Source organism: Krasilnikovia cinnamomea (assembly GCF_004217545.1).
GTDB classification, from domain to species: domain Bacteria; phylum Actinomycetota; class Actinomycetes; order Mycobacteriales; family Micromonosporaceae; genus Actinoplanes; species Actinoplanes cinnamomeus.
The window spans coordinates 1,783,815-1,801,721 of record NZ_SHKY01000001.1 but is presented as its reverse complement, the minus strand read 5'-3'; the positions used below and the strand labels follow the sequence as shown (position 1 = coordinate 1,801,721).

Sequence of the window (17,907 nt, the reverse complement as noted above, 5' to 3'; positions counted from 1 at the left end):
GAAGGGCGATTACACCGATCTTGAGGACTTCCGGTTAGGAGCTAGCCGGAAGTCCCCAAGATCGCGGGGGACGCTCAGTTCGGAGTGGACGGTGAATCCAGCCAGGCGTTGATCAGCCCGGTGAAGTCGCGGCCGCTCTGCCTGTTCACGAACGCGGTGAAGGACGCCCGCGTCTGCTGCGTGTTCCGCTGCGTCTGCACCCACGCCGTCGCCAGCGCGAAGAACCTCTTGTCGCCGAGCGCGTCGTTCAGCTCCTTGAGCATCGCGGCGGGGCAGATGTACACGTTGCTCTCGGCGAAGTTGGCCGCCTTCGGGTGCGCGGGCGGCCCCAGCCCCTTGCGCAGTTCGGCGTCCCGCTTGCGCAGCGAGTATTCCAGCTGCTCGTCGGAGAACTTCTGGATCGACTGGGCGTAGAGGAACTGGGCGTACGTCGCCCAACCCTCGTTGAGCCATAGGTCGTTCCAGTTGGTGGGCGTCACGGAGTTGCCGAACCACTGGTGCGCGTACTCGTGCAGCAGGTCCTCCTCGAAGCCCGCCGCGTCCAGCTTTCTGATCTTCCCACCCATGGTGATCATCTGCTGGGTCTCCATGCCGGAGGCCGAGTCCACCATGACGATCCCGCCGGTGGGGAACGGGTACGGCCCGAAGCGCTTCTCCAGGAACGCGATGAAGGCCGGCGACTTGCGCAGCGACGGCACCACCTTGTCGTCGACGCCGGGGCGGTACCAGTACGTCAGCGGAAGGCCGTGCGGCCCCCGCGCGGTGATCTTCCGGTACCGGCCCACGGCCAGGGTCTGCAGGTACGTCGCGACCGGGTCGGTGCTGCGATACCGGAACGTGGTGCCGCTGCGCCCGGCCGGGGTACCGGCGGCCACCGCCGACCAGCCCTTCGGCACCGTCACCGCGATGTCGTAGAGGGCCTCGTCGGACGGGTGGTCGTTGGCCGGATACCAGGTGTACGCGCCGTACGGCTCCTGCATCGTCCAGAGCGCGCGGTCCTTGGTGACGGTCAGTCCCAGCGGCTCGGTGTCGGTACGGTGCGACGGCATCGGCGTGGTGCTGGGCGCGCCGTGGTAGGCCACCACCAGGGTGACCGGACGGTCCCTGCGCACGGCGACCGGGACCACCAGCTTCTCGGCGGTCACCGCCGCACCCGGGACGGCGGCACCGTCCACCGTCACCCGGTCCAGCCGGTACGGCTTGAAGTCCAGCTTGATCTGCGCGGCGTCCGCCGCCGGGCGGATGCGCAGGGTGGCGGTCCCGGTGAGGGTCGCGGTGCCCGGCTGCCAGGCCAGGTCGAGGCCGTAGTGCAGTACGTCGAGCGCGGGGTTGCCGAGCCGTGGATAGAGCGGGTCGGCCACCGGCGCGGACATGCCGGCCCGCCACTGCGCGTAGTCGATCACCGGCGCGTTGACCGGTGCCGCCGGCCGCGCGGGGGCGCTTTCCGCCTTGTCGGTGCAGCCGCCGATCAGGGCGGTGGCGACGAGGGCGGCGACCAGACTCCTACGGTGCATGACCCGGAACCGTACCCAATCGATCGTGACCCTTGGGGATACGCCGGGTCAGCGGAAATTCGGTCGGTGGGGCCCACTAGGCTGGAGACCGTCAGTCGCCGGGTCCAGTTCCTGGGAGCTCACCGCATGACCACGATCGCGTTGCCCTCGTATTCCGACGCCGTCGGCCGGTACGAGCCGGTCATCGGCCTGGAGACCCACGTCGAGCTGGGCACCCGGACGAAGATGTTCTGCGGCTGCCCCACGGTCTTCGGCGCGGAGCCCAACACCCAGGTCTGCCCGGTCTGCCTGGCCCTGCCGGGCGCCCTGCCGGTCGCCAACCGGGCCGGCATCGAGGCCACGATCCGCATCGGTCTCGCGCTGAACTGCTCGATCGCCACCTGGTGCCGGATGGCCCGGAAGAACTACTTCTACCCCGACATGCCGAAGAACTTCCAGATCAGCCAGTACGACGAGCCCTTGTGCGTCGACGGCTTCGTCGACGTGGAGATTGACGGCGAGACGGTGCGCATCGGCATCGAGCGGGTCCACCTGGAGGAGGACACCGGCAAGACGCTGCACGTCGGCGGCGCCACCGGGCGCATCCACGGGGCCACCGAGTCGCTGGTCGACTACAACCGGGCCGGCATCCCGCTGGTGGAGATCGTCACCAAGCCGGTGCCCGGCCTCGGGGCCAAGGCCCCCGAGGTGGCCCGGGCGTACGTGACCGAGCTGCGCGACATCATCCGCTCGCTGGGCGTCTCGGACGTGCGCATGGAGCAGGGTTCGCTGCGCTGCGACGTCAACACCTCGCTGAACCTGCCCGGCGACGAGTGGGGCACCCGCACCGAGACGAAGAACGTGAACTCGCTGCGTTCGGTCGAGCGGGCCGTCCGGTCGGAGATCATCCGGCAGGCCGCGGTGCTCGACGGCGGCGGCTCGATCACCCAGGAGACCCGGCACTTCCACGAGGACACCGGCGACACCACCTCGGGGCGCTCCAAGGAGACCGCCACGGACTACCGCTACTTCCCCGAGCCCGATCTGGTGCCGATCGCGCCGGACCCGGCCTGGGTGGCGCAGCTCAAGGCCGCACTGCCGGAGAAGCCGAGCGTACGGCGGGCCCGCCTGCGCGAGGAGTGGGGCCTCAGCGAGCTGGACATGCAGTCGGTGGTCAACGCGGGCGCGGTGGACCTGATCGCGGAGACCATCGCGGCCGGGGCCAGCCCGACGGGGGCGCGCAAGTGGTGGATGGGCGAGCTGGCCCGCCGCGCGAACGAGACCGGCGTCGAGCTGTCCGCGGTCGGGGCCACCCCGGCGCAGGTGGCGCAGCTCCAGGCGCTCGTCGACGAAGGAAAGATCAACGACAAGCTGGCCCGTACGGTGCTGGAGGGCGTCGTGGCGGGCGAGGGTGACCCCGCCGCGGTCATGGCCGCGCGGGGCCTGGAGGTCGTCTCCGACACCGGCGCGCTGACCGCCGCCGTGGACGAGGCCATCGCCGCCAACCCGGATATCGCGGCCAAGATCCGCGACGGCAAGGTGGCGGCGGCCGGGGCGCTGGTCGGCGCCGTCATGAAGACCACCCGTGGCCAGGCGGATGCCAAGACCGTCCGGGAACTGATCCTGTCCCGCCTCGGCGTCCAGGGCTGAGCCTTCGGCTCAGCGGCGTGATGGGCTGACCGACGGCGTGGCCGCGCTGCGGGCCGTCGCGGTGGTCCTGGGCTCGGGGCCGCCGATGACGTTGCGCTGCACGGTCACGTTGGACTGGCCGGTGCCACCGAGCTGGATGTCGTCGTATGCCTTGAGCTGGTGCTGCTCGTCGAAGTAGAGCACGGACAGGGTCAGGGGCGTGGGCTCCTCGTGCTCCAGCCCGCGCAGCCCGGCACCGCCCGTCGAACCCTGCACCATGAGCCGGGTCGCCATCGCCGGCTGGGTCCTACCGGCAGCCGCAGCGGCCGACTGCGTCACCGCGCCCGGTGTCGTGGTCGGCGTGGGAGCCGGTGACGGCGCCGGCAGCATGTTCACCTCGCGGCGGTGCTTGTGCCCGGACAGCACGAGCGGGACTTCACCGGAGAGCGGCTGCGCCATCGCCGGGTCGTGCACGAGCGCGACGTTCACCGGCGGGGTGGCACCCCGGATCGTGGCGGCCAGCCGTTCACCGCTCACCTGCAGCGGCGACGTCACCGAGCCGTCGGCGGCGGGCGGAGTCTCGGACTTGTCCGGGGTGAACTCGGGGTCGCCGATGCCCGCGAGGGTCAGGCCGTTGATCGTGACGACCGAGTTGTCGAGCACCTTCGCGTTGGGCTGCCGGGCCACCGCCGCCTGGATCGCGGTCGAGTCGTGGTTGCCCCGCACGTAGATGTACGGGACGCCGATCTGCCCGATCGCGGACACGTACGAGGTCTCCGGGTTGCTGCCCCAGTCGACGATGTCGCCGGTGTCGACCACCGCGTCGATGTTCCACTGCTTGACCACGGTGCGGATCAGACCCCACGACGACGGGTTCAGGTGCAGGTCCGAAACGTGCAGGATGCGGGTGGTGTCCGCCTGCGGGGCGTACACCGGCAGGCTCGACACCGTGGTGTAGATGCGGCTGACGTTGCTGACCAGCTGCTGGAGCTGGTCGGCGTACCGCCCGTAGTTGTCCGCGATCCGGCGCGCGTCACCCACCACGGCCGGGGCGTTGACCAGCAGGCCCTCGTACCGTGGCTCGGCGATCGAGTCCCGGCGGACCGTGCCGACCGCCAGGCCGAGGCTGCCGCCGGTCACCGCGAGTGCGGTCACGCCCGCCCACGCCACCCGCCGGAAGTCGCGGAAGATCAGCGCGGCCAGCAGCATCGACCCGGCCAGGGCCGCGCCCAGCGCGCGCAGCCCCAGGCGCAGCACACCGGCGGTCACCTCGTCGACCGCGCGCTTGCCCGTGACAGTCAGGGCGGTGGGGTCGTCGATGAGGGCCTCGGTCCGGTTCTGATCCAGCGAGCCCAGGTTGACTTTGAGGTGGATGGGGCCGTCGTGACTGTCGAGGTGCAACGACCCGAGCGGCGGGATGTTCACCTCGGTGCCGCCCTTGACGGACGGGGTGATCGACATTTCCGCGCGGAACGGGCCCACGTCGATGTGTGTCTGCGCCAGCAGCATCGTGCCCAGGACCGTGCCGGTGAGGGCGACCAGGACGACCGCGGCCGTCAGCAGGGCACGCCGGCCCCACACGGTGCCCAGGACGCGCGCGGTGGCGGACCGGACGACCCGTGGGAGGTCTCGGAGGGAGGTCATCAACGGCTCACCGTGCCCCGGGTGGTCGCGTGCGAAACAGACGTCACCGTTAACTTCGGCCAGCGCCGCCGTCGGCAAAGACAAGGCGGATGATGCGATCGTCGTCCGGGCCGGGATCGCCGCCGTCCTCCTGGTTCGAGGTGGCGACCCACAGCGAGCCGTCCGGGGCGGTCGCCAGCGCGCGCAGGCGGCCGTACTCGCCCGTGAGCAGGGCCTGCGGCTGACCGATCAGGGTGCCGTTGCCGGTGGTGTCGGCCAGCCAGAGCCGCTTGCCGAGCAGGCACGCCGAGGCGATCATGCGCTCCAGGACGGCCACGCCCGCGCAGTTCGACTCCGCGATCGGCCAGCTCACCAGCGGGTTCACGTACGCGGGATCGGCGCCCTCACCCTCGACCCTGCCCCAGCCGTAGTTCTTGCCCTTCTGGATGAGGTTCAGCTCGCCGTACGTTTTCTGGCCTGACTCACTGGCGTACAGCCGCTTGCCCGAGTCCCAGGCCAGGCCCCGTACGTTGCGGTGGCCCGAGGACCAGACGCGGGAGTTCTTCACCGGGTTGCCCGGGGCGGGCTTGCCGTCCGTGGTGACCCGCAGGATCTTGCCGCCGAGGCTCTTCGGATCCTGCGCCTGCGTGCCGGGCGTCGCGTCTCCCGTGCCCACGTACAGGAAGCCGTCGGGGCCGAACGCGACCTGGCCGCCGTTGTCGCCCGGCGAGCGGGGGATGCCGGTGAGGATCGGCTGCGGCTTGCCACCCAGGGTCAGTTTGGCCACCCGGTTGTCCTTGGCCGTCGTGTAGTAGATGAACACCGTCCGGTCGGTGGCGTAGCGCGGGGAGACCGCGATGCCGAGCAGCCCGCCGTCGCCGCTCGCCTGCGCCTCGGGCAGCCGCTGCACCTCGCTGACCTTGAGCCCGTTGGTGTCGGTCTCCGGGCCGACCCGCAGGATGCGGGCGGTGTCCCGCTCGGTGACCAGCGCCGCGCCGTCGGGCAGGAACGCCATACCCCACGGCACCTCCAGATCCTTGGCCAGGACGGTGACGGCGACCTCCTGGCTGCCCGCCGGATCGCCGCTGGTCGCGGCCGACGGCGGCGGCAGGTTGGGCGGCTGGCCGGCCTGGTCGGGGTCGGGTGGGCCGAAGCTGCACGCCGTGCCGAGGATCAGCACCAGCCCGAGCGCCACCAGCCCGGCACCGGCCCGCCGCAGGGCTGACGGCGCCCGCCGGGTGGCCGACGGGTCATCGGTCCGGCCCGGCCGTGCCGGTTGTCGTAGCCCGGCGGGGCGGGTGGCTGACGGTGCGCCGATCCGCCGGGTGACCAGCCGCGCGGCGGCACGCCGGCGGCGCGGGATCACGCGATCTCCTCGTCCACCAGACCAGGGTAGCGGCGGCCCCTGACACCTCCGGCGCCTCGGATTCCGCCGTGCCGATCGAGCGGCGGCGGCACCTGCCGGTCAGTCCGGCGGTGGCGGAGTGCTGATCTCCTGTCCGGCGGCGGCCAGCACCGCGGGCAGGTCGGACCGGTTGACGCCGGTCAGCCGGATCACCGTGCCGTCCGTGAGCAGCGCGGATACCCGACCGCGCGGGTCCGGTGCGAGCTCGTCCACCCGGTCCCACGGCACGGTCGTCGCGCCGAACAGCGCCCGTACGCGCAGCCGGTCGGGGTAGACGTCCGTACCGGCCCGCCACGCCCACGCCACCACGGCCAGCGGGATCAGCAGCAGGGGCGCCAGCGACCAGCGGGCGCCGGCCAGCGGGATCGTGCCGACGAACGCGATCATCGCGGCGACCAGCAGCGCACCGGGTTTGCGTACGCGGAGGACGGGCTTGGAACTCACGGTGCCATCCTCGCATTCGCGCGCGGCGCGGACCTGACGGAGGGCCTACGCATGATCTCGAACGCTCGGCGGACGCCGCCCTCGCGCGCCACCCGACGCCGAACGGCCCTCCCGAGAACCGGGAGGGCCGTCACCGCAGGCCCGTCCGCCCCGCACCGGCTGGTGTCAAGCCGCGTTACTCAGGGCGTTGTTGAGTTCAGCGGGGCGCGTTGAGGGTGATGGGGTCACAGTCCGAACAGGTCTTGTGCCGACTCTGCTGGATCCGCTGCCCGGCGGGAGCGGGCAGCTTCGCCTCCTGGTAGTCGTGCTTCCAGGCGGACCAGGAGTTGTTGACCTTGATCTGAACCCAACCGTGCCCGGAGCAGTCGTTGGGGGACGAGCGATGGGTCTCCGCCTCGAATCCCCAGTTCTCCGCCGTCCAGAGACAGCCACTGCGCTCGATGATGCGCTTGGTGGGACCGGCCACGGCGAACGCCGACGACGGCGCCGCCACCACGGCGACCGCCGCCATCGCGAGTGCGGCAACCGATCCGATCGTGGAGTTCCGCTTCTTCAGGTGCACTGTTTCCCCGTTCATGTTGCTTGTCGGTGGTGGAGCTAGAAAGTCGGAGTGAGCGTGTAGACCCGGCAATCGGAGCAGGTCTTGTGCTGGCTCTGCTGAATCGGGTGCCCGGCGCTGGGCAGCGGGATGACGATCCACCGCTCCTTGTGCTGCCACGAGCGCCAGGATCCGTCGACCTTGATTCGGGCCCAGCTGTGCCCGGCGCAGTCACCGCTGTTGCCGACGCGCTCGGTCTCGGCCTCTCCCGACCACACCTCCGCGTGCCACCGGCAGGAACCGCGGTCGATGAAGGTGCTGTTCGCGGCGAGCGCGGGGGCGGGGAACGCGACCACGCCGGTGACCATCGCAGCAGTCACCGCCAGAGTCTTCGCGAGTCGTGGCCTCGCTGCCTTGATTACTGCCACAGAGAAACTCCCAATTTTCATTGACTGGATGAGTTCCTACCCACGGAGCAGCCTCCGGCGAGTAGGTTCATTGAGCGCAGGGAATGCTTGTGCTTCCCGTTCAACCGCCGACGTATATCGACCGGTTGGGGTAGAGCTTCTGCGCGGATTCCTTGATGCACTTCACGACGGTCTTGAACTGTTGCTGTCCCGCGCTGGCGATCAGCTCGTTCACGTTCGTTTCTTTCGAGGTCGTCTGGATCCCCTGCATGGCCAGGCAATCCTGCGACTCCTTGAGTACGGCGGGATTCATGACCGGCTTGGACGACGTCCCGTAGCCTTCCTGGATCCTCTCCAGGTACGCCTTTTGGCAGCCGTCCCCGAGGCTCAGCACCTCATCGTCCGATAGCTTCGGATTGCCGAAGGTGAAATCTATCGTCTGGTTTGCGACGGGATCCCAGCCTTCGTTGGTGAACTGTAGATCGTGCCGTGCGAAACACTCGCCTACCGCTTTGACCGCTTCTTCGTAGTCGCCACGGCTCACGGAACCATCGGCCAGCAGCTTCGCCTGCAACTTCGCGCCCTCTTTGATCTCGCGATCAGCGATGCGGGGAGTTGCCGGGCCGGCTGCGGTGGTTTGACCGTTCGGCGGTTCCTTGGCTGAATCACTGCAGCTCATCAGCCCGCATGCGAGCAGTAGTACGACAATTGACGACAACCGCTGGTATCGCATGAGGTGCCGATCAGGGACGCCCGCGCCACGCGCTTTCGTTGCTCTGGGTTTTGTGTTCACTCCAGGTGATCTGGTAGTCGGACGGCTCGCCCGTGCCGCCGTAGCTACCCTCGGAGATGAACTTGGGATCGTGCCGCCACGAGCTGGTGACTCCGTTTTCCCAGTGCACCCGGATCCATGCGTGACCGTTGCAGGTGCCGAAATCCCGCTTGCTGGTGTACGAGTAGTTCGCTCCACTGTGGAAGTCGAACTTGCACCCGGCGCGCGTGACCGTGCGGTCATTGGCCAGGGCGGCGGTGGGCGCTACGGCAACAGACAGCAGCGTTGCGGCAATGCCGAGCCCGGCCCCAAATGCAAGTGTTCGTCCGTTTTTGGACATGCGAAAGTTCCCCCGATTCTTTCTTTCGCCTATACGCGACGTTCTACCCCGAGCGGATTCAAGTCGGCCGGGTCTCGCGCAAAGAGAAAGTAACAAGCGGTCTCTCGACTTATCGCCCAAAAACCTCCATAACGGGTATGTGATCATCGCCACTTTGGACACGTCCGGTGTGGATCCTTGCTCTGTGCTGTGGTGCGCCGGTGGTTGTCACGCGACCGGTCGGCCGCACGGACGAGGTAATGCGCCGGTCGCCGCATTGACCACGGTAGGTCCATAGTCGACGATCCGAACATGCGAAGGATTTCTATCGCCCCGTAACCCGAACTGGGGACAGCTCGTTGCCGGAGGTGAGGTGCAGTAGCGCCGCACCGACCCCCTTCGATCCGACCGCACGCCGATTTGACCGCAGAGGATCCACCGACGTGGCAGTGCCGCCGCCCCTCGCGCATGCCCGCCTCGGGAGACAGTCCTGGGTGAGGCCCACCGTCGTGCCCGCCGTGGGTGCGCTCGTCCTGCTGTCCGGTGTGGCCGGTCGGCTGTCGCCGACCACGGCCCTGGCGCTCGGTGCGGGCGGCGTCGCTGTCTGGGCCGCGGTCCTGCTCGTGCGTGCCGCGCTGGCCATCCACCACGACACCGGCACGTACGCCGCCTGCAAGGGCGCGGGTTTCATCGGCATGGGCGCGCTCGCGACCGCCGCCACGGTGCTGCTACCGGCGCTCGGCGACCCGACGGCGGCCCTCGCCGGCGCCCCGGTTCCCGGCGCGGCGGATCTGAGCGCCCCGGTTCCCGGCGCGGCGGGTCTGCGGGTTCCCGGCGCGGCCGGCCTGAGCGGTCCGGATTCGGGTGCGGCAGGTCTGGAGACGGTGGGCGCGGGCCCGTCCGGCCTGACCATCGTGGGCCTGGGCGTGGTGACCTTGTTCTTCGTGCTGGGCACGATGCTGCTGCCGGGCGGTGCGACCACGTGGCCGGTCCGGTTGCGCCGGGCCTTCGACGGGCTGGGCCTGGGGATCAGCCTGGGCTTCGCCGCCTGGCTGATCCCACCCACCAGCAGCGCGCCCGCCGCGACCCTGCCCGCCACGCTGATCACCACGGCCGGAGTCGCCATGATCGTGGTCGTGGTGCTCCGCGCGGGTGCGCACCGGCGGGCGGCCCTGCGCTGCGGGGCCGGGGCGGTCCTGGTGCTGACCGCGCTGTGCGGGGTGGCGACCATCGGTACCCTCGGTGCGCCGACCTGGACGCTGCCCGCCGTCGGCCTGCTCCTGGTCGCCGGGCTGGGCCTGGCGGCGGACGGTGGTTCCCGGCGCGGCGGGACGGCGCCGCGTGCCGACGTACGCGAGCCCGAGCAGTACCTGTCCGGTTACCCGCTGCTGGCCGTGCCCGCCGGGGTGGGCGTGGTCGCCGCCCTGTACCACCTGATCACCGTCGGCCACTTCGACACGGTGACCATCATGCTGGGCATCACGATGGTCGCGGTGCTCACCGCCCGCGAGCTCCTGGTGGTCAGCGACATCCGCCGGTACGCGGGCCAGCTGCGCACCAAGGAGGCGCATTTCCGCTCCCTGGTCGCGGGCGCCACCGATCTGACCTTGGTGCTGGACGGGCGCCTGCTGATCCAGTGGCAGTCACCCGCGGCGGCGCGGTTGTTCGGCCTTTCCGACGCCGAGGTGGTCGGCCGCCGGTTCGGCGAACTCATCCACCCCGACGACGTCACGGACGCACACGCGGTCATCGGGTCCGTGCTGGCCGGTGAACACGCGGACGGGCCGCCGGCCCTGGTGAACGCGCGACTGCGCGACGGCCACGGGATGTGGCGCGACACCGAGTCGACGGTCTCGGATCAGCGCGACGTGCCGGAGGTCGCGGCGCTGGTGGTGCACGTCCGCGACGTCGGCGAGCGGCGCCACCTGGAACGCACGCTGCACCGGCTGTCGTACACCGACCAGCTCACCGGGCTGGCCAATCGGCGGGCCCTGATGCGTGAGCTGTTGGAGTTCCGGCGCCGCCCCGGCCAGCACGGCACCCTGCTCGTCGTCGACCTGCACGGGCTGGCCGAGATCAACGACGCCCGCGGCCGGGAGACCGGCGACGCGGTGCTCATCGAGGTCGGGCGCCGCATCCGTGGCCTGCTCGGCGACACGGACCTCGCGGCCCGGCTGGCCGGCGACGAGTTCGCGGTGCTCACCCCGGATGGGGCGGTGCTGGCGTACGCGCTGGCCACCCGGCTCGTCACGCTGCTCGGCGAGGCGTACCAGCTACCCGGGTCGATTGTGGAGCTGCACACCAGTGTGGGGCTGGCGGAGCTGGCCGGGGGCGCGGACTCCGAGGAGGTACTGCGCCACGCCGACCTGGCCCGCAAGCGCGCCCGCCAACTCGGCCAGGACCGCGTCGAGTGGTACGACACCGACGTCGAGATCCAGCTGCACCGGCGGATGGAGCTGGAGCGGGAACTGCTCGGTGCGGCCGAGCGGGGCGAGCTGGATCTCGTGTTCCAGCCCGCGGTGAGCCTGCGAGACGCTCAGCCGGCCGGGGTGGAGGCGCTGCTGCGCTGGCGGCACCCCCGGCTCGGCACGATCCTGCCCGCCGAACTGCTGCCGATCGCCCGGGCGGTGGGCATCGCCGCCGAGCTGGACGAATGGGTCCTGGACACGGCCTGCCGTCACCTGTCGACCTGGACCGCGGGCGGCGCCGACTGCTGGCTCTCGGTCAACGTGGCGCCGCGCGAGCTGCTCACGGCGCGCTTCCCCGAACAGGTCGAGACCATCCTCTCCCGGTACGAGCTGGCCCCGGAACGCCTCGTCGTGGAGGTGGCGGAGGCGTGGATCGCGGAGGACGTCCCGGCCATTGTGGCGTCCCTGGCCGGGCTGCGCCGCCTCGGCGTCCGGGCCGCCCTGGACGACTTCGGCGCGGGTCAGGCGTCCCTGGCGCATCTGCGCCGCCTGCCGGTGGACATGCTCAAACTGGACCGGGCGTTGCTGAGCGCGCCGGACGAGCCGGTCACCGCCCCGGCCGTCCTCGACGTGGTGGTGAGCCTCGGCCGCCGGTTGGGCCTGGAGATCGTCGCCAAGGGCCTCGAGACCCAGGAGCAGGTGGAGCGGGCCCGTCGCGCCGGCTGCCAGTACGGCCAGGGGTTCGCGCTGGCCCGCCCGGCCCCGGCGGAGCGCATGGAGGCGTACCTGGAAACCCACCGTGGCTGATCAGGTCTCCCGTGGTGGGGCCGTGCTGCCGCGCGGGGTGAGGTGGGCCATGCCCTCCTCGACGTCGCCGACCGGTTCCCCGGCGATCGCGGCCAGCAGCAGCCGGGCGGCGTGCGCGCCGTACGCGGCGATGTCGCGGCTCAGCGCGGTCAGCGGCGGGTGCACCAGCGAGCACAGCGGCGAGTCGTCCCAGGCCACGATGGACAGATCGCCCGGCACGGACAGCCCCATCTCCTGGGCCACGGACAGGCCGGCCACCGCCATCACGTCGTTGTCGTAGATGATCGCGGTGGGGCGTTCCCCGGCGATGAGCAGCCGCCGGGTGGCCCGGCCGCCCTCCTCGCCGGTGTAGTCCGACGACACCGTGATGGCGTCGTCGAGCCCGAGTGACGCGCAGACCTCGGTGAACGCGCGGGTCCGCGTCTGGGTGTGCAGCAGGCCGGGCAGGCCGCCCACGCGGGCGATGCGCCGGTGTCCGAGAGCCATCAGGTAGCGCACCGCCTCGGTGATCGCTCCGGCGTCGTCGGACCAGAGCTGGGTGAGCGACCCGGTGTCGCCGGGGCCGCCGATGACCACGGCCGGGAGCTGCAGTTGCTGCAGGACGGGGATGCGGATGTCGTCCTCGCGCAGATCGGTGACGAACACGCCGTCGACGCGGCGCTCGCCCCACCAGCGGCGGTACACCTCGGTCTCCTGCTCGGCGGTGCCGACGACCTGCAGCGTCAGCGCGTACGAGCGGGCCCCGAGTTCGGCCTCGAAGCCGCTGATCAGGCCCATGAAGAACGGCTCGATGCTGAGGATGCGGGCGGGCCGGCACAGGGTGAGGCCGACCGCCTTGGCGCTGGCGCCGGAGAGGGCGCGGGCGGCGCTGTGCGGGCTGAACCCCATCTCCTGGGCGATCGCGACGATGCGTTGCCGGGTCGCGTCGGACACCCCGGGTTGGCCGTTGAGCGCGTACGACACCGCGCCTTTGGACACTCCCGCCCGCTTCGCGATGTCCGCGATGGTCGGCCGCTTCACTGGGCGTCGCCTTTCTCTGAACCGCTGGCGCGGGCGTCGATCCGAGCTGAACCGAGCGAGCTCGACGGCTCACGCTACCGCCCGCCGGTCTCGCCGTACTCGGAACTCTTGGCTTGATCGGTTAAGTGTCACAGACCACAGGCATCCAACCGCGCTTCGGGAGCGCTTCCACCGGCCATGACTAAGGGCAGACGCGAAGCCGTCACGCGGTATTGACGGTGACGAGACCAGAGCATGTGGTCACGACGCTTATCCGGTTCAGTAATCGCGAGCGACACTTTCCCCGGGGGTGGAGGAGCACACGAAACGGTTCGGAAGCCGAGGGCGGGGCTGCTGGCCGCCGATGGGCAGCCAGACGACCCGCGCACGGGCGCGAACCGGCCTGTCGGAAGCGTTGCGAGGCCCCAGAAGTTGATGAGTTCAGGACAGCTCCGAACCCGAACTCTTCACGATCGCCGCGATCGCCGCGATCGGCGGGTGGCGCAACGCGCCGCGTGACGTGCACCGCCCGCCCCGGCCGGATGCCGTCGGGGCGGGCGGTGGTGTTGCGGTTGGGGCGGGGTGCGCCCGTAGTTGAATGGCTATGGAACTCGGCGGTAGGCGCCGTCGCTGGCTGAGGTGGCCATGGAGGCGTAGGCGCGCAGCGCCGCCGAGACCGGACGCTCCCGGTCGACCGGCGTGTACGGCTTCGGCCGGCCCTCCTGGACGGCGCGGCGGCGGGCCAGTTCCTCGTCGGAGACGTTGAGGGAGATGGAGCGGCCCGGGATGTCGATGGTGATCTCGTCGCCGGTCTCGACCAGCGCGATCAGCCCCCCGGCCGCCGCCTCGGGCGAGACGTGGCCGATGGACAGCCCGGAGGTGCCCCCGGAGAACCGCCCGTCCGTGATGAGCGCGCACGCCGTGCCCAGCCCGCGACCCTTGAGGAACGAGGTGGGGTACAGCATCTCCTGCATGCCGGGGCCGCCGCGCGGGCCCTCGTAGCGGATCACCACGACGTCGCCCTCGACCACCTGCTTGCCGAGGATGCCGTCGACGGCCGCGTCCTGGGATTCGTAGACGCGCGCCGGGCCGGTGAACTTCCACAGCTCCTCGGCCACCCCGGCGGTCTTCACGACGCACCCGTCCGGGGCGAGGTTGCCGAACAGGATCGCCAGCCCGCCGTCGGCGGTGTACGCGTGCTCCACCGACCGGATGCAGCCCTCGGCCGCGTCGGTGTCCAGGGATGACCACCGGTTGGTGGTGGAGAACGGCTGCGTGGTGCGCACCCCGCCGGGGGCGGCGTGGAACAGCTCGACCGCCTCGGCGGACGGCTGGCCGCCACGGATGTCCCACGCGTCGAGCCAGGTCCGCAGGTCGGGGGAGTGCACCGCGCGGACGTCGGTGTGCAGCGCACCGCCCCGGTTGAGCTCGCCGAGCAGGGCGGGGATGCCGCCGGCCCGGTGCACGTCCTCCATGTGGTACTTCGGACTGTTCGGGGCGACCTTGGACAGGCAGGGCACCCGGCGCGAGATCGCGTCGATGTCGGCGACGCCGAAGTCGAGCTGCGCCTCGCGGGCGGCGGCCAGCAGGTGCAGCACCGTGTTGGTGGAGCCGCCCATCGCCACGTCGAGGGCGACCGCGTTCTCGAACGCGGCCCGGCTGGCGATCGCGCGGGGCAGCACCGAGGTGTCGTCGTTCTCGTAGTACTGCTTGGCCAGGTCGACGATCAGCGCGCCGGCCCGCTCGAACAGCGCCTTGCGGGCCGCGTGGGTGGCCAGGGTCGAGCCGTTGCCGGGCAGGGCGAGGCCGATCGCCTCGGTGAGGCAGTTCATCGAGTTCGCGGTGAACATGCCGGAGCAGGAGCCGCAGGTGGGGCACGCCGAGCGTTCGATCGTGTCGAGCTGCTCGTCGGTGACCTTGTCGTTGGCGCTGGCGGCCATCGCGTCGATCAGGTCGAGCTTCTCGTGCACGATGCCCTCGATGGCGATCGTCTTGCCGGCCTCCATCGGGCCGCCCGAGACGAAGACCGTGGGGATGTTGAGGCGCAGCGCGGCCAGCAGCATCCCCGGGGTGATCTTGTCGCAGTTCGAGATGCAGACCAAGGCGTCCGCGCAGTGCGCGTTGACCATGTACTCGACCGCGTCGGCGATCAGCTCGCGGCTGGGCAGGGAGTAGAGCATCCCGCCGTGGCCCATGGCGATGCCGTCGTCGACCGCGATCGTGTTGAACTCGCGCCCGACGCCGCCCGCCTGCGCCACCGCCCCGGCGACCAGCTGGCCGAGGTCCTTGAGGTGCACGTGGCCGGGTACGAACTGGGTGAAGCTGTTGGCGATCGCGACGATCGGCTTGCCGAAGTCATCGTCGGTCATGCCGGTGGCGCGCCACAGGGCGCGCGCGCCGGCCATCGTCCGACCGTGGGTCGAGGTCCGGGAGCGCAGCTCAGGCATGTCCTCAGTCTGCCACCGTGGGTAAGGGGCGGACAGCCGCCGGGAGCGGCGGGTCCACAGCGCGGGACGACAAAACTCCGTTCCGGTGCGAAACCAGTCGCCCGCGAGGCCCCCGCGGCGGCCGATTTTCCGGCAAAGTAGTCCCGTGCACTCACCGTCCGGCGTGGAGCTGGCCGGGCTGGCGAGCCTTCTGGTCGCGGTCCTGGCCGTGGCGCTGCTGGGCGAGTCCGGCCGCCGGCACACCGGGGCGCCACGCCGCGCCCACCTGCTGCTGGCCCTCGGGGGTGCGGTGGTCACGGCCGCCGCGCTGGCGGGAACGCTCAGCGCGCTGCTGCTGCCGCACGCGGCGGCTCAGGCGCACCGGCAGATGCTCGGGCAGGCCGTCGCCGTGGGCATGGCGCTGGGCACGGTCATCCTGCTGGCCGGCACGCTGGTGCTTCCGGGTGCCGCGGAGAGCCCCGGGGCGGCCCTGCGGCACCTGCTCGACGGGTTGATCATCGCGGCCGCGGGCTGCTTCGTGGGCTGGGTGCTGCTCTCCCCGCCCGCCCGGATCCTGGGCGACCACACGCCGTACGGGTGTGTGGCGCTGATCCTGCCCGCCAGCATGGCCGTGGTGACGTTCGGGTTGACCGTGGTGCTCGGCATGCACGCGTACCGGCCGCGGACGGTCACGGTGTGGGTGGCCGCCGGGGTGAGTGTGGTGGCCGTGGCGGCGACCGGGCTGTCCGGCGGGATCTGCCGGGCCTCCAGCGTGGTGTCGCTGCTGGCCGCGCTGGCGCTGTCCGTGGGCCTGCTGGTGGTGGCGCGCGCGGTGAAGGTCGCCGACCGGCCGGTTCTGGTCACCGGGGATGTCACCCAGCGCGGCACGGCGTACGCGTTCGTGCCGATGCTGGGGATGGTCGGCTCGGCGGCCTTGCACTACGGCAACGGCGGCAAGGTCGCCGCGTACGGGCTGGCCGCCGCGAGTGTGGAGGGCTTCGCGCTGGTCGCCCGGCAGTACCTGGCCCTGGTCGACGTGAAGCGCTACACGTTGCAGTTGCGCCAGCGGGAGGCGCACTTCCGGGAGCTGGCGCACACCGACCCGTTGACGGGGCTGGCGAACCGGCGGGGGCTGCTGCGGGCGCTGCGGGAGCAGGAGGCCGGCGGGCGTCCCCGGGTGCTGATCGGCATCGATCTGGACGGTTTCAAGAACGTCAACGACATGCGCGGCCACGACGTCGGCGACGACGTGCTGGCCCAGGTGGGTGTGCGCCTGCGGGCCAACCTGCTGCCCGGTGACGTGGCGGCCCGGCTGGGCGGCGACGAGTTCGCGGTGCTGATGACCGCCACCCCGGACGAGGCGATGCTGGCGGCGAAGCGGCTGCTGGCGGTGCTGGGCGAGCCGTACGAGGTGGGTGACGCCTCGGTGTTCCTGTCGGCCAGCGTCGGGGTCGCCGGGCGCCCCGGGCCGGGTGACACCGGGGAGTTGATGCGCGATACCGACCTGGCCCTTCGGTACGCGAAGCAGCGCGGCAAGAACCGCGTCGAGCGCTACCAGAAGCGCTACGACGAGCTGCTGCGCCGGCACAGCGTGCTGGAGACCGAGCTGCGCCACGCGATCGCCCGCGACCAGCTGCGGCTGGTGTTCCAACCGGTGGTGGCGCTGCCCTCGATGCGGATCGTGGGCGCGGAGGCGCTGCTGCGCTGGTACCACCCGGAGCTGGGTGCGGTGCGGCCGGACGAGTTCATCCCGGTGGCCGAGGAGTCCGGCCTGATCAACCGGCTCGGCGCGTGGGTGCTGCAGCAGTCGTGCCGGCAGCTGGCTCAGTGGCTGGTGGCGGGCCACGACGTGTGGGTCTCGGTGAACCTGTCGCCGAAGGAACTGCACGCCGCCGACTACGCGGGCCAGGTGGCGGACGCGCTGGAGGAGTACGGCGTGCCGGCGCAGCGGCTGGTGCTGGAGGTCACCGAGCACGCCGTGGCCACGGACATGGACGAGCTGATCGCCCGCCTCGGTGAGCTGCGCGCGACGGGGGTGCGGATCGCGCTGGACGACTTCGGGGCGGGGTATTCGTCGCTCGGGCAGTTGCGCAGCCTGCCGGTGGACATCCTCAAGATCGACCATGCGCTGGTGGCGGAGCCGGAGTCCCGGACGGGCATGGCGGCGCCGCTGGTCGACGTGGTGGTGCGGCTCGGGCACCGGCTGGGCCTCGAGGTGCTGGCCGAGGGGATCGGCACCCCGGCGCAGCGCGCGGTCGTCGAGGAGGCGGGCTGCCGGCTGGGGCAGGGCTCGCTGTTCGGCTGGGGGGTGCCCGCCGAGCACCTCGAAGTGCAGTTGCGCACACTGCGCTCCGGCGCCGCCCGTCCGGCGCCCGCTCCGCGCGCCGCGGCGTCCCCCGGCGGACCGGCCCGCAGCCAGGTGATCATGCTTGGACCTGGGGTTCGGCAGGTCAGAGCGCTGCTGCCCACCGATCCCGCGTTCGCCTCTCCGGCGGGTGACCAGGATGTGGGATCAGTTGACTCAGCGCATGAGATCGGGCAGGCTTGACCGCATGTCGAAGTGCTGGTCTTCCCGAGTACTTACGTGAGCGCGCTGTCTCTCACGCCTCACTGGCGGGGATAGCGCGCAGAGGTCCC

General features: G+C 71.1%; 13 protein-coding genes. 3 read left to right on the top strand and 10 right to left on the bottom strand.

What is annotated here, in order from left to right; genetic code table 11:
• Positions 1-74: 74 nt before the first annotated feature.
• Entirely contained in the window at positions 75-1,514 is a 1,440-nt protein-coding gene (locus EV385_RS07930) for a M1 family metallopeptidase (RefSeq protein ID WP_130508865.1), read from the bottom strand.
• A gap of 126 nt (positions 1,515-1,640) precedes the next feature.
• Between EV385_RS07930 and gatB the strand changes: the two genes are divergently transcribed.
• Complete coding sequence (gene gatB / locus EV385_RS07925) at positions 1,641-3,143, top strand: Asp-tRNA(Asn)/Glu-tRNA(Gln) amidotransferase subunit GatB (RefSeq protein WP_130508864.1); 1,503 nt, start codon at positions 1,641-1,643, stop codon at positions 3,141-3,143.
• 9 nt (positions 3,144-3,152) lie between these two features.
• Here the strand turns inward: gatB and EV385_RS07920 are convergent, their stop codons facing one another.
• The 7 genes from EV385_RS07920 to EV385_RS07890 all read right to left on the bottom strand — a co-directional run bounded on the left by EV385_RS07920 (position 3,153) and on the right by EV385_RS07890 (position 8,651).
• Complete coding sequence (locus EV385_RS07920) at positions 3,153-4,766, bottom strand: metallophosphoesterase family protein (protein ID WP_130508863.1); 1,614 nt, start codon at positions 4,764-4,766, stop codon at positions 3,153-3,155.
• Between the two features lie 49 nt (positions 4,767-4,815).
• Positions 4,816-6,063, bottom strand: a complete 1,248-nt coding sequence (locus EV385_RS07915) for a PQQ-dependent sugar dehydrogenase (protein ID WP_130513156.1) — start codon at positions 6,061-6,063, stop codon at positions 4,816-4,818.
• A gap of 147 nt (positions 6,064-6,210) precedes the next feature.
• The gene (locus EV385_RS07910; RefSeq protein ID WP_423203026.1) at positions 6,211-6,594 is read right to left on the bottom strand and encodes a PH domain-containing protein; all 384 of its coding nucleotides are present in this window, start codon (positions 6,592-6,594) and stop codon (positions 6,211-6,213) included.
• 196 nt (positions 6,595-6,790) lie between these two features.
• On the bottom strand, positions 6,791-7,171 hold the full coding sequence (locus EV385_RS07905) for a hypothetical protein (protein WP_130508862.1): 381 nt from the start codon (positions 7,169-7,171) through the stop codon (positions 6,791-6,793).
• A 20-nt stretch (positions 7,172-7,191) separates the two neighbouring features.
• Positions 7,192-7,512, bottom strand: a complete 321-nt coding sequence (locus EV385_RS07900; protein WP_130508861.1) for a hypothetical protein — start codon at positions 7,510-7,512, stop codon at positions 7,192-7,194.
• A 148-nt stretch (positions 7,513-7,660) separates the two neighbouring features.
• A complete protein-coding gene (locus EV385_RS07895; RefSeq protein ID WP_165449413.1) occupies positions 7,661-8,218 on the bottom strand; it encodes a hypothetical protein in 558 nt (185 codons plus the stop codon).
• 64 nt (positions 8,219-8,282) lie between these two features.
• On the bottom strand, positions 8,283-8,651 hold the full coding sequence (locus EV385_RS07890) for a hypothetical protein (RefSeq protein ID WP_130508859.1): 369 nt from the start codon (positions 8,649-8,651) through the stop codon (positions 8,283-8,285).
• Between the two features lie 473 nt (positions 8,652-9,124).
• On the opposite strand from EV385_RS07890, the gene EV385_RS07885 reads away from it, so the two are divergent.
• Positions 9,125-11,845: a putative bifunctional diguanylate cyclase/phosphodiesterase gene (locus tag EV385_RS07885; protein ID WP_242624768.1), complete on the top strand. Its 2,721-nt coding sequence runs from the start codon at positions 9,125-9,127 to the stop codon at positions 11,843-11,845.
• Here EV385_RS07885 and EV385_RS07880 read toward each other — a convergent pair whose 3' ends face one another.
• Together EV385_RS07880 and ilvD are read right to left on the bottom strand one after the other, a co-directional pair.
• Positions 11,846-12,865 (bottom strand): LacI family DNA-binding transcriptional regulator, encoded by a 1,020-nt coding sequence (locus EV385_RS07880; protein WP_130508858.1) that lies wholly within the window; start codon positions 12,863-12,865, stop codon positions 11,846-11,848.
• A 581-nt stretch (positions 12,866-13,446) separates the two neighbouring features.
• Positions 13,447-15,291 carry a dihydroxy-acid dehydratase gene (ilvD, locus tag EV385_RS07875; RefSeq protein WP_130508857.1) on the bottom strand — a complete coding sequence of 615 codons (1,845 nt, stop codon included), beginning with the start codon at positions 15,289-15,291 and terminating at the stop codon, positions 13,447-13,449.
• A gap of 145 nt (positions 15,292-15,436) precedes the next feature.
• Here ilvD and EV385_RS07870 point away from each other — a divergent pair, with 145 nt between their 5' ends.
• The gene (locus EV385_RS07870) at positions 15,437-17,818 is read left to right on the top strand and encodes a putative bifunctional diguanylate cyclase/phosphodiesterase (protein WP_242624767.1); all 2,382 of its coding nucleotides are present in this window, start codon (positions 15,437-15,439) and stop codon (positions 17,816-17,818) included.
• The last annotated feature ends 89 nt before the right edge of the window (positions 17,819-17,907 follow it).